The sequence below is a fragment of the Streptomyces sp. GQFP genome, assembly GCF_021545335.1.
Lineage (GTDB): Bacteria > Actinomycetota > Actinomycetes > Streptomycetales > Streptomycetaceae > Streptomyces.
Genome location: NZ_CP089312.1, coordinates 4,942,910 through 4,955,329, shown reverse-complemented (window position 1 = coordinate 4,955,329; position 12,420 = coordinate 4,942,910). Strand labels below are relative to the sequence as shown.

Annotated in this window: 11 protein-coding genes; 2 read left to right on the top strand and 9 right to left on the bottom strand. The window is 71.0% G+C overall.

Translation table 11 applies throughout. The annotated features are described in order from the left end of the window. Positions 1-27: 27 nt before the first annotated feature. A complete protein-coding gene (locus LUX31_RS21940) occupies positions 28-939 on the top strand; it encodes an NAD(P)-dependent oxidoreductase (protein ID WP_235476683.1) in 912 nt (303 codons plus the stop codon). A 25-nt stretch (positions 940-964) separates the two neighbouring features. Here the strand turns inward: LUX31_RS21940 and LUX31_RS21935 are convergent, their stop codons facing one another. The 9 genes from LUX31_RS21935 to LUX31_RS21895 form a co-directional block, all read right to left on the bottom strand. After that, positions 965-1,225 (bottom strand): hypothetical protein, encoded by a 261-nt coding sequence (locus tag LUX31_RS21935; protein WP_235476682.1) that lies wholly within the window; start codon positions 1,223-1,225, stop codon positions 965-967. 197 nt (positions 1,226-1,422) lie between these two features. Further along, positions 1,423-2,061: a YdeI/OmpD-associated family protein gene (locus LUX31_RS21930; protein ID WP_235476680.1), complete on the bottom strand. Its 639-nt coding sequence runs from the start codon at positions 2,059-2,061 to the stop codon at positions 1,423-1,425. 109 nt (positions 2,062-2,170) lie between these two features. Further along, positions 2,171-2,941 carry a hypothetical protein gene (locus tag LUX31_RS21925; protein WP_235476679.1) on the bottom strand — a complete coding sequence of 257 codons (771 nt, stop codon included), beginning with the start codon at positions 2,939-2,941 and terminating at the stop codon, positions 2,171-2,173. 381 nt (positions 2,942-3,322) lie between these two features. After that, positions 3,323-5,617, bottom strand: coding sequence for an MFS transporter (locus tag LUX31_RS21920; RefSeq protein WP_235476677.1), 2,295 nt, complete (start codon positions 5,615-5,617; stop codon positions 3,323-3,325). Positions 5,618-5,726: 109 nt separating this feature from the next. Next, a complete protein-coding gene (locus LUX31_RS21915; RefSeq protein ID WP_235476675.1) occupies positions 5,727-6,119 on the bottom strand; it encodes a hypothetical protein in 393 nt (130 codons plus the stop codon). 76 nt (positions 6,120-6,195) lie between these two features. Next, positions 6,196-7,533: a DUF3500 domain-containing protein gene (locus tag LUX31_RS21910; RefSeq protein ID WP_235476674.1), complete on the bottom strand. Its 1,338-nt coding sequence runs from the start codon at positions 7,531-7,533 to the stop codon at positions 6,196-6,198. A gap of 202 nt (positions 7,534-7,735) precedes the next feature. Further along, a complete protein-coding gene (locus LUX31_RS21905) occupies positions 7,736-9,211 on the bottom strand; it encodes a sensor histidine kinase (RefSeq protein WP_443046066.1) in 1,476 nt (491 codons plus the stop codon). Positions 9,212-9,216: 5 nt separating this feature from the next. After that, positions 9,217-9,957, bottom strand: a complete 741-nt coding sequence (locus tag LUX31_RS21900; protein ID WP_235476670.1) for a response regulator transcription factor — start codon at positions 9,955-9,957, stop codon at positions 9,217-9,219. A gap of 87 nt (positions 9,958-10,044) precedes the next feature. Then, complete coding sequence (locus LUX31_RS21895; RefSeq protein WP_235476668.1) at positions 10,045-10,458, bottom strand: SsgA family sporulation/cell division regulator; 414 nt, start codon at positions 10,456-10,458, stop codon at positions 10,045-10,047. Positions 10,459-10,615: 157 nt separating this feature from the next. Here LUX31_RS21895 and LUX31_RS37510 point away from each other — a divergent pair, with 157 nt between their 5' ends. Next, the gene (locus LUX31_RS37510) at positions 10,616-12,307 is read left to right on the top strand and encodes a sigma-70 family RNA polymerase sigma factor (protein WP_268828178.1); all 1,692 of its coding nucleotides are present in this window, start codon (positions 10,616-10,618) and stop codon (positions 12,305-12,307) included. The last annotated feature ends 113 nt before the right edge of the window (positions 12,308-12,420 follow it).

The following is a 12,420-nucleotide window of genomic DNA, read 5'->3' as shown; positions in this document are numbered from 1 at the left end:
ACCCAGTCCACTTGGTTAACTGACTTCATGACCGACACCGACAGCAAGAGCAGCCCCTCCCTCGCCGTCGCAGTCCTCGGCACCGGCATCATGGGCGCCGCCATGGCCCGTAACCTCGCCCGGTCCGGGCACACCGTCCGGGTGTGGAACCGGACCCGCGCCAAGGCCGAGCCCCTGGCCATCGAGGGCGGGATCATGCTCGCCGACACGCCCGCCGACGCCGTACGGGACGCCGATGTCGTCCTGACCATGCTGTACGACGGCGATGCCGTCCGGGAGGTCATGCGTGAGGCCGCGCCCGCGCTCCGGACGGGGGCCGCGTGGGTGCAGTCGACGACGGCGGGAGTGGATGCCATCGGTGAACTGGGTGTGATGGCACGGGAGTTGGGGCTTGTCTTCTTCGACGCGCCCGTCCTCGGTACCCGGCAGCCCGCCGAGGCCGGGCAGCTGCTCGTGCTCGCCGCCGGGCCCGCCGAGCACCGGGCGGCCGTCGCGCCTGTCCTCGACGCGGTCGGCGCCCGTACGGTGTGGACCGGTGAGGAGGGCGGGGCGGGGAGCGCGACGCGGCTCAAGCTCGTCGCCAACAGCTGGGTGCTGGCCGTCACCAACGCGACCGGTGAGGTGCTGGCCCTCGCGCAGGCACTCGGCGTCGAGCCGCAGAGCTTCTTCGACGCGATCGAAGGCGGTCCGCTCGACATGGGCTATCTGCGGGCCAAGGCCGGTCTGATCCTGAACGACGGGCTGACTCCGGCGAGTTTCGCGGTGTCCACGGCCGCGAAGGACGCCCGGCTGATCGTCGAGGCGGGCGAGCGGAACGGCGTACGGCTGGACGTGGCCGCCGCGAGCGCCGAGCGGTTCCGGCGGGCCGCCGAGCAGGGGCACGGGGACGAGGACATGGCCGCTGCTTACTTCGCCTCCTTCGAGGAGAAGCAGCAGTAGCAGCAGTAACCGGGGCCGGTGAGGGTCAGCCCACGCGTACCTTTCGGCTGCCGCAGGTGGCGCACACGGCGTCGGTCAGCGGGGAGCGCATGGCGCGGCCGTCCTCGTCGACGTACTCCAGGGGGTTGAGGCAGCCGGCCGGGTCGGGGAGGACGATGACCTCGAAGGTGCGGTTCCAGGCCGTACCGCAGTCGAGGCAGGTGAAGGCGAAGGTCTCGGTGAGGGCCCCGGTGGGGTCGTGGGTGAGGTTCCGGGGCCCATGGTCCTTCTCGTTCTCGCCGGACATGCGGTACTCCCTAAGCGCTCCGCCGGATGTGCCGTGATGGTTGTCTTTCGGCTGCAGCGCCGTCGTGGCTGGTCGCGCCCACGCGGCGGTAGCCGCAAATTCAGAACAGCCCCGCGCCCCTTGGCGGCGCCGCCGAACCGCAGTCGACTTCACCGGGTCCGTTTGGCGAGGTGATGAGCGGCAGCCGCGCCGGTCGGTCACGGGTGGAGCTTCTCGCCCTTCGCCAGCATCGCCACGTACGTCTCGATCCTGCGCGCCCGGGTCTCGGGGCGCTTGGCCTCGTGGATCCGGTACAGGATCGCGTAGCGGTTCTGCCGGTCCAGGGTCTCGAAGAACGCCGCCGCGGCCGGGTCGGCGAGCAGGGCCGCCGCGAGATCGTCCGGCACGGTGGCGGTCTTCGCACTGTCGTACGCGGCCTCCCAGCGGCCGTCCGCCTTGGCGCGGTCGATCTCGGCCTGCCCGGCCGGGCGCATCCGGCCCTGTTCGATCAGGACGGCCACCTTGCCGCAGTTGATCTTCGACCACTTGCTGCGCGGCCTGCGCGGGGTGAACCGCTGAAGCCACCACTGGTCGTCGAGGCCTGCCTTCTGGCCGTCGATCCAGCCGTAGCAGAGGGCCACGTCGAGGGCCTGGGCGTAGTCCAGGGCGACGGTTCCGGTGGCTCCGGTGGCTCCGGTGGCTCCGGTGGCTCCGGTGGTTCCGGGGGTTCCGGGGGTTCCGGGGGTCTTCTTGCGGAGCTTGAGCCAGATGCCGGGCGAGGTCGTGTGGTTCTCGCCGAGCCATGCCTCGAATGCCTCGGCGGATTCGAACGCGAGGGTCTCCAGGTCCTGAGTCATTCAGGCAGCGAACCACATCGGGGCCAGTCCTGACCCGCCCTGACCTGTCCCGCCCTGCCTCGGATCAGGCTGAGCGGGGCGAGACGGGTCGTAGGGCTCTACGGGGTCGTCAGCGGACCGGGTCCGCCACGCTCCCCGCCGCCGGAAGCGCGGGCACAGCAGGCACAGCAGGCACAGCGGGTACAGCGGGTACAGCGGGTACAGCAGGCAGCGCCGGCAGTGCGGGCGTCGCCGGTACCGCTGCCGCCGGCGGCAGTTCCAGTGGCGGGAGTTCGAGCGGGGGCAGTTCCACCGGCAGGGGCGGGAGGCCGCCCAGCAGGCCTCCGAGGAGGCCGCCGAGGGTGTCGAGGATGCCGCCCAGGAGGCCCGTGACCGTGTCCAGGAGGCCGCCGACCAGGCCGGTCACCGTGTCGAGGAGGCCGGCGAGGGTGGCCGAGAGCTGGTCCAGGAGGTCCGAGATCGGGTCGGCCAGGGCGGCGGCGCGGACGGTCGCGGCCCTGTTCGACGTGCCGATCCGGTCCGCCAGACGCTGCTTGAGGGAGGCGTTCGCCGTTTCGACCGCCTTCGCGAAACCGGCTGCCTGGGGCGCGGTCATACGGCCGGTGCCCGTCTGCTCGGTGAGGTCGGTCAGGACGTTCAGGACGGGGGTGAGTACGTCGCTGCGGTCGGCGCGCTCCAGGGCGCCGAGTCGCTGCAGTACCCGGTCCGCGTAGGTGGAGGACGTCGTGTCGGCGCCGACGGAGGCGTAGACGTCCCGGCTCGCGTCGGTGACGGCGACGGCCGCGCCGACCGGGCCGAATATCAGCGCGGCACAGACGACGGACGACGGGAGGAGGAGCCCGCGGGAGCGGGGGCCGGAACGGGAAACGAGGGCGCGCATGCGCAGTCCTTTCGAGAGCTGCTCTCTTTGGGCCCACGGTGAGAACCCCGGCCACCGGCCGCAACCGCTCGCTGGCGTTCAGTAACCGTCCCGGTTCACTGTGACGCGCCTCTGACCTGCATCTTTCGCCCGTGCGGCGGCTTGCTCCGCCGCCCGCCGCCATTCGGCTGTCAGGGGAGCTTCTCCCCCTGCACTGCCTGTACGTCCAACTCCACCCGCCGTGACTGACGGAGGTGCACCCCTGGGCGGGGTTCCCGGTGGCGGGGTTCACGGCCGTCCCCTGCCGTCCCTTGCCGCCTGCCGGGGGTCCTTGCCCGACCGGTCCGCGCGCACTGCCTCCGCTCTGAGCGCCCGCACGCGAACCGGGGGTCAACTGGTCAACTAGTCGCGCTGGTGGGCCAGTTCGACGTCGTGGTCGTCGACTCCGGCGCCGGAGACCGTGACCTGCCTGGCCTTCGGCGGGTAGCCCGTCGCGATGACCGTGTAGTCGCCGGTGTCCAGGTCGGAGAAGGCGTACACCCCGTCCAGGCCCGTGGTCGTCGTGGCGACGACGTTGCCGGCCGCGTCCATCAGCGTGACGCTCGCGTCCGTCAGGGGGAGCCCGGCACCCCGTACCGTGCCCCGGACGTTCGCGCCCGGCTTCAGCTCGACCTCGACGCGTGTGTTCCCGGCGCCGCCGATCTCGACGGGCAGGGCCAGCGGGCGGTGCTTGGCCGAGTTGACGGCGAGGGTGACCGGGCCGGGGACCAGGTCGCCGATCGTGAACTCGCCCAGTACGTCGGTCTGTCCACCGGCCAGTACGTCGCCCCGGACGTCGGTCACGATCACCACCGCCCCGGAGACCGGCGTACCGCTGTCGGCGGAGCGGACCACCCCGACCAGGCCGCTTGTGCCGCTCAGCAGCACGTCGTACGACACCGCCTGCTCGGTCACGGTGACCGTCGAGGCCTGGGGCTGGTAGCCGTCGGCGGAGGCGATCAGGACGTACGAGCCCGGGGTGGGCGCGTGTACGGCGTAGGTGCCCTCGGACTGGGTGGCCGAGCGGCTCAGCTGGCGGCCTTCGAGGGAGATGAGGGTGACGGCGGCGCCCGGTACCGGCACGCTCTCCGCGCCGCGGACCCGGCCGCGCACGGGGATGCCTTCCTCGGACGACGAGTCGGACGTACCGCTGCCGACAGCGGCTGCCACCGGGGTTGGTGCCTTCTCGGCGGGCGCCTCCGGCAGCGGCTCGGGAGCCGTCGCGCCCGCCGCTTCCGTCGCCGCGCGGCGGCCCGGGATGAAGGAGGCGATGGCGAAGGCGACCAGGGCGGCGCCGGCGCCGATGGCCAGGACCGTCTTGAAGCCGTTCTCCGACGGGAGCGCGGTGCCGCCGAAGTCGGTCGTCATCTGGGCGAGGACGACACCGGCGACGGCGCTCGCGGACGACGTACCGATGGACCGCATCAGGGTGTTGAGGCTGTTCGCGGAGCCCGTCTCGGACGCGGGCACGGCGCCCATGATGAGGGCGGGCATCGCGCCGTAGGTGAAGCCGATGCCGGCGCCGATGACGCACGAGACCACGATGAAGTGCCACAGCTCGGTCATCAGCACGATGTTCAGGCCGTAGCCGGAGGCCACGATCAGGGCGCCGATCATCAGCGTCACCTTGGGGCCCTTGGCCTTGGAGACGGCGGCGGAGACCGGGGCCGTGGCCATCATCACCAGGCCTGAGGGGGCCATGACCAGGCCGGCCGCGAGCAGCGACTGACCGAGACCGTAGCCGGTCGCCTCAGGCAACTGCAGGAGCTGCGGAAGGGCGAGGGACATCGCGAACATGGCGAAGCCGAGGGCGATCGAGGCGAGGTTGGTGAACAGGACCTGGCGGCGGGCGGTGGTGCGCAGGTCGACCAGCGGCTGGCTCGTGCGCAGTTCGAAGAAGCCCCAGGCCAGCAGGATGACGACGGCTGCGGCGAAGAGGCCGAGGGTCGTGCCGCTGGCCCAGCCCCAGTCGGCGCCCTTGGAGATGGCGAGGAGCAGGGAGATCAGCCCGGCCGCGAGACCGGCGGCGCCGATCAGGTCGAAGCGCCCGCCGGTGCGGACCCTCGACTCCGGTACGAAGGCCAGGACCAGCACGAGGGCCACGACGCCCATGACGGCCGAGCTCCAGAACAGTACGTGCCAGTCGAAGTTGTCGGCTATGAGCGCGGCGGAGGGCAGACCGAGGGCGCCGCCGACCCCGAGCGAGGCGCTCATCATGGCGGTCGCGGAGCCGAGCCGCTCGGCGGGCAGTTCGTCCCGCATGATGCTGATGCCGAGCGGGATGACACCGGAGGCCAGACCCTGCAGGGCCCGGCCGACGATCATCGGGACCAGGGAGTCGCTGAGGGCGGCCGTGACGGAACCGGCGACCAGCAGGACGAGGCTGACGAGGAGCATGCGGCGCTTGCCGTACATGTCTCCGAGCCGGCCCATCATCGGCGTGGCGACGGCGGCGGCCAGCAGGGTCGCGGTGACCGCCCAGGCGGTGTCCGAGGACGGGGCGTCCAGGAGCTTCGGCAGCTCGGGGACGATCGGGATCACCAGCGTCTGCATCAGTGCGACCACGATGCCGCCGAAGGCCAGCACCGCGACGACGGCATTGGGCCGCGCCGGTGCGGACCTTCCGACGTCGGCGGGGCGGGGGATTGCGTGGGTCATGGTCGGGCCTCCGTGGGGACGTACATCTACACCCTCACAATAAAGTCCTTGCCTAAGTCAAGCAATACGGTGCAGGTAGTAGTTCGTGGATGTCCTGTGGGGGTGTGGGTCATGGGCGGCACCGGCGGGCCCAGGGGTGCGTCCTCTGGGCCCGCCCGTACTTCGCGCCGGCTGCTTGGGCTACTTGGGGGCGGCGATGGCGTGGAGTACGGCGTCCGCCATGCCGCGTTCGCCTTGGGCGTTGGGGTGGACCGGGGCCGCCGATGCCGATCGTGACCAGGCGGGTCTCGTCCGACAGGGCGGAGAGCTGGGCGCGGTTGACGCCGTTGTCGGTGGACTGGGGGGAGGTGAGGTCCGCGATGGTGGCGCCGGTGCAGCTCATGTCGCTGAAGTCGGCCGGGCCCAGGGCCAGTTGCTCGGCGAGGAGGCCCGGCAGGTCGACGTTCCGTTGCTGTTCCTGTTGCAGTGGGACGACGAGGGGAACCGGTTCTTCGGTCGTCACCTGAAGTGAGACCTGACGTACGAGGGCCGCACCCACGAAGATCCATGGGTGCGGCCCGCGCCATGACAGAGAAAACTCAGTGGTGGTGAGGTGATGTCAGGTAGTGCTGCCTCAGCAGCTCCTTTCCGTAGTCGTTGCCGTTCGGGGTGCGGATGATCGAGTGGACGTGCTTCTGTGTCGCCCCGCTCCCCTGCGTGGCTCCATACGCGCCCGCCAGCGGGCCCGGGCTCTGGCAGTCGACCTCGACCCAGACGACGGGGCTGTGGACGCGGACGTAGAAGGCGGCGTCGTCGGCGGTGCCGCCCGCCCAGGTGACGTAGGTGTCGGAGAGGTGCTTGCTCACCTCGGACATCCGCACCTTCGCCGCGTCGGCCTTCGCGCGGCCGACGAACGCCTCGACAATGCCGAGCAGCTTCTTCCGCTGGACCGACGTGAGCGCGTTGCCGCGCAGGCCCGTGTACTCCTGGACCGTGTTGTCGGCGAACGCGCCCGCCTTCATCGACTCGTTCGACTTCGTCGTCGACTCGATCGCGATCGACTGCTGCGCCGTCGTCAGGGAGTTGATGAAGGCCAGGCTCGCCACGACCTCCTCCTGGCAGACCGCCACCGTCTCGCCGTCGATCTCCATGGACGTCGGTTCCGAGCCCCAGAAGCAGGGGCTCATGACGACCTGGTCGCCCAGGACGAAGTAGTTGACGACCAGGTGGTGGCCGTCGAACTGGAAGCCCCAGGGCTCGGTCGCCGACGGGGTGCCCATCACCGTCCAGTAGAAGGCGTCCTCGTTGAAGGCCGTCGTGTTGCCGATCGCCTCGCCCGCCGCCTGGTTGATCCTGCGGATCTTTTCTGTGGTCTCCAGGCCGTCCGCGCTCAACGCCGCCTTCAACAGGGCTGTGCCCAGCGCTTTTTGAGTGTCCGTCAGGTCCGCCAGCGAGACGCCCTGGCGTTCGTACGAGTCGATGTTGCTCCACAGTCGCCACTCCGTGGAGTGGACCGTGAACTGCGTCGACGTCTTCTGAGTGTCCGTGAGCCCGGCCAGGAACGCGTTCGCGGCGCTGATGACCGGGGCCGTGGCGACCTTGGTCGAGTGGATCGTGAACAGGTCGTCCACTCGCTTGCCGTCGGTCGTCAGGCCGAAGAAGTCCTCGGTGATCGTCATGTTGCCGGGGCCGCCGGTACCGCCGCCCGGGGCGCCGCTCGGGGCCCCGCTGGGAGACGCCGACGCGTCCGCCGTCGCCGTGCCCGTCGTCTCGTCCGCGAGGGCGGTCCAGGCGCCGGCGCCGCCCATCGTCACCACGGCCGTGGCGCCGCTGGCGAAGAACACCTTGCGCATGAAGTTGCGCCGGTTCGCGAGTGCGTGACGTGCGGTCTCCGGTGCTGCCGACTCCTCTGGCTGCCCGGTCTCGTGCTCGCTCATCGCACTGGTTCCCTTCGTCGTGGCCGCGTCCCCGATGACCGGCCGGCCGCACGTCGACAACCCTGGTCCAGCCAACTGAGGCAGGGCTGAAGCGGACCCCGCGGGCGGGCCGGAAAAGGTGTGCTGGGCGTCGTACGCACCGGCTCCGAACTGGCTTTCTGTGGACACCCTTAGCGTTTGCGCAACCTGAGGGGGAGGAGGCTCAGACGTTGCCCTCGGCCGGCAGTGTCACCGTGAACTCCGTACGGCCCGGTTCGCTCTGTACGTCGATCCGGCCGCCGTGCGCCCGGGTGATCGCCGTCGCGATGGCCAGCCCGAGGCCCGAGCCGCCGTCGCGGTCGTGGCCTGCGCGGGAGCGGGACGCGTCGGCGCGGGTGAAGCGTTCGAAGACCGTCGGGAGGAGGGCGGGCGGGATGCCGGGGCCGTCGTCGCGGACCCGGATCACCCGGTCGGTGGCGGTGGCCTCCACGACGACCGTGACCTTCGTGCCGGCGGGCGTGTGCACGCGTGCGTTGGCCAGCAGGTTGGCCACCACCTGGTGGAGCCGTGCCGCGTCGCCCACGACCGTCGCGGGGGCCGCCGGGCCGTCGAGCCGCAGCGCCAACTGCCAGTCGTGGTCGGCGCCCGCCGCCCGCGCGTCCCACACCGCCTCGGCGACCAGCGTCGCCAGGTTCACGGGCGCCGACCGCAACGGCCGCCCCTCGTCCAGCCGGGCGAGCAGCAGCAGGTCCTCCACCAGCCCGGTCATCCGCGCCGACTGCGCCGACACCCGCCGCCAGGCCAGGTCCGGCTCAAGACCCCGCACCTTCTCGTCGCCGCTCATCAGCTCGGCGTACCCGGCGATCGACGCGAGCGGGGTACGGAGTTCATGGCTGGCGTCGGCCAGGAAGCGCCGCATCCGCACCTCGCCGCGCTGCCGTTCCGCGAGCGACGACTCGACGTGGTCGATCATGCGGTTGAGGGCCGCGCCGACCTGCCCGGGCTCGGTCCCGGGGTCGGTGTCGTACGCGGGCACCCGGGTCAGCGCGGCCACCTCGCCCCGGTCAAGGGGCACCCGCGAGACCTCGACCGCCGTGGCGGCGACCCGGTCCAGGGGCCGCAGCCGGCGCCGTATGACCACCGTCGAAACACACCCCGCCACCCCGAGACTGACGACGGCGATGGCCGCCTCGACCACCACCAGCCGGTTGATCGTGTTCTGTACGTCGCCCATGGGCAGCCCCGCGAGCACGGGCACGCCGTCGCCGCCGATGGCCGTGACGCGGTAGGTGCCGAGGCCCGGGATCGTCCGGGTGTGCAGGGTTCCGTCCGCCGTGATGCCGTCGAGGGCGGCCCGCTGGGCGGTGGTGAGAGTGCGCTGGCGTCCGTCGGCGGTGACGACCTCGGCCGCGATCACCCCGCCGTCCGTGTCCCCGCCGGCGAAACGGGCGGCGAGCGTACCGGCGGGCTGGCCGCGCTCGTTGAGGAAGCCCAGGTCGGTCGCGCCGCCCGTCCGGCGCTGCAGTCCGCCCTGGCTGCGATTGGCCGCGTCGGTGACGCGCTGGTCCAGGTCGCCCAGCAGATAGGCGCGTTGGACGAGGACCGTGGCGAGCGCCATCACCGTGCAGACGACGACCAGCGTGCCGGAGATGAACAGCACGAGCCCGGTCCGCAGCGACCGTTGCCGCCGTACTCGCACGACACTCAACCGCCGTTCTCCGGAGCCCTGATGGTGTACCCGGCCCCGCGCACCGTGTGGATCATCGGCGCCCGGCCCTTGTCGAGCTTCGCGCGCAGACCGTAGATGTAGACCTCGACGAGATTGCCCTCGCCGTCGAAGGAACTGTTCCAGACGTGGTCGAGGAGCTGGGCCTTGCTGAGCACCTGACGCGGATGTTCCATCAGGAAGCGGAGCAGGTCGAACTCCTTGGCGGTGAGCGGGATCTGAACCCCGCCGCGCTGCACCTCACGCGTCTTCTCGCCCAGTACGAGATCGCCGAGCACCCGTACGGACTCGTCCTCGGCCGCCTCCTCCGCGCCGCTCCGGCGCAGCAGTCCGCGCAGCCGCAGCATGACCTCTTCGAGGGAGAAGGGCTTGGTGACGTAGTCGTCCGCGCCCGCCGTCAGACCGTCGATGCGGTGTTCGAGGGCGTCCCGGGCGGTGAGCATGAGCACGGGCAGTCCGGCGTGCTCCTGTCGCAGGCTGCGCAGCACCTGGAGCCCGTCCACGTCGGGCAGCATCCCGTCCAGCACGACGGCATGCGGGGCGCAGCCGCGCGCGATCCGCAGCGCACTGTGCCCGTCCGCCGCGAGAAACGGCTGCCAGCCGGCTCCGGCCACGGCCACGGACAGCAACTCGGTCAGCTCCGGCTCGTCGTCGACGATCAGCACACGTACGGCGCCTTCGGGGGCCACTGCCTTGGGGGTGTCAGTCGTGCCAGACATGTGCCGAGCATTCCTGAGCGGGCTGTGAGCAGGCTGTGTGCGGGCTGAGCCGGGTCGAGGTGGATGTGGGTGTGGGTGTGGGGTTTCTCAGACCCCGCCGAGCAGCAGGGCGAGTCCGCGTTCGACCTCCGCCGCCAGGTCCTCCGCGCCGGGTGCGACAACGGCGTACGAGCGGTGCAGGAAGCGCTGGAGCTGTGCCGTACGGAAGCGGACCACGGCCAGTCCGTACGGCGAGTGGAGTTCCACGACCGTGCGGGTCGGGCCGCAGGGCCACAGGTGGACCTCGCCTATCCCGGCCGGGTGCTCGAGTCCCTCGCCCAGGAGGGACCGGGAGAAGGTCCAGGTCACGGCTTCCCCGTCGACCGAGACATCGACGGGGAAGTCGATGTTGACGGCGAGCGGGTCCGCGGAGTCGTAGCGCAGGGTGACGGTGAGGGGGAGCTCCTGGTAGCCGGGAGTGATCAGGCGGGCGCGGGCGGAGTGTTCCAAGGTTCTGTACATGCCCCCTCGACTCCGGGGAGGGCTCCGGCATTACGCCGTTACGGGAGTCACTGCATGTGACGTGTGTCACTTCCTGTAATTACTTGAGATTTTTGCCATCTAGCCTTACAAACTCATCCCCAATACCCGTCCGCAGGTAACTGGAGCGTTCCTGCTCATGATTGACAACACCGCCACCGCCACCGCGACCGACGCGTACGCCCGTATCTACGAGGAGCAGCAGCCGCGTCTCGTTGCATATGCGCGTTCGCTCACCAAGAGCAGCTGGGCCGCGGAAGACCTGGTCGCCGAGGCGCACTTCCGTGTGTGGCGACGCCTGTCGGCAGGGCACGAGATCGACAACGTGCCCGCGTACCTGATGACGACGGTCCGGCACCTGGCGGCCACCGTGGGCAGCAACTCGGCGCGCGAGACCCCGCAGGATCCGCAGGACGGGCCGGAGCGGCTGGAGCGGTCGGAACGGGTCGTGTCCCAGGGGCGTCACGTCGACGACCCCGCCGAACAGGTCTCCTCGGTCGACCTGTTGGTACGGGTGCTGGGCCAACTCCCCGACCGCTGGGTCAAGGCGCTGTGGCTCGCGGAGGCGGAGGGCCAGCCCCTGGCGGCGATCGGCCCCCAGATCGGCACCGGCATCAAGGAGGGCGCCACCGCGGTACTCCTCCACCGGGCCCGCGAGGGCATGCGCCAGGCCTTCCTGCGCGAGCAGCCCGGCGTCCCCAACAGCACGGCCTGCGAGCCGTACTGGGTCCGCATGCCCGCGTACGTACGCGGCACCGCGACCCGCCGCCAGTCCGATCAGCTCCTCGCCCACGCGGACACCTGCGACGACTGCCGCCACCGCCTCGCTTTGCTGATGCGCACGAACGACCGGCTGCCCGCGCTCGTCGGCCCGGCCCTGCTGGTGCTCGTGGTGGGCGGTACGGGGAAGTACCTGCTGTCGTTCGCGGCGGGCTCCGTCGGCGCGTCGACCGCGCTGGGCGCCGTGGCCGGTCAGGGCGGTGGGGTGCTGCACGCGGTACGTCATGTCGTGGCCGGCGGTTCGAAGATGCCGAAGGCGATCGCGGTGAGCGCGGGGGCGGCGGCAGCGGCCGTCGCGGTCACCCTCGCGCTGACCTCCCCGCAGGTCCAGCTGCAGGAACCGTCCCGGGTCCCGCTGGCGGACAAGCCCTTGTCCCCGGCACCGGTGGCGGAGGTACCGGCGACAGTGCCTGTGCCGTTGAAGGCGACTCCGGCTACCGTGCCGGCCTCGGAGAGGGGGGCTGCGGCGGTTCCGGAGGGGGTGTGGGAGGCGGTACGCGAGGCGGTGCGGGTACGGGTACGGGTACCGGTCGCTTCGGTGGTCACGGTGACTGGGGGGAGCGGTAGCGACAGCGGTGTTGATACGCCCAGTGCTTCTACGACTCCGAGTGAGCCCAGTACTCCCAGTACTCCCAGTACTCCCAGTGCTCCGAGTGAGCCCAGCGCGCCGGTTGAGCCCGTGCCGGATCCTCCTGTTGCGGAACCCGAGCCTGAGCCCGAGCTCAAGCCGAAGCCTTCGGTGCCGGAACCTCCGGTCGAGGAGCCGGCGCCGCCGGTGAGCGAGGAGCCTGGGACGCCTGAGACTCCGGATGTTCCGGTGTATGTGCCGCCGGAGACTCCGGAGAGCCCGGAAACTCCGGTGGTGGAGACGCCCGTTGAGGAGACGCCGGTGGAGGAGCCCCCGGTGGTGGAGACGCCGGAGCCGCCGGTCACCGAGACCCCCGAGACCCCTGAGACTCCGGAGGTTCCGGTCCCGGACCCGGTCACTCCAACTCCCGTGGATCCCGCCCCTGTTGAGGAGACCCCGGTTCCTGACCCCGGGGCCTGCTGACCGGACGGTCGGGGAGCCGCATTCGGTTGAAGTTTTCCTCGCCAGGCAACCTGGGCAGCGCTTCTTCTGTCTCACAGGTTGCTCACAGACATGGCCTGGGCGCGTGGGGTGCG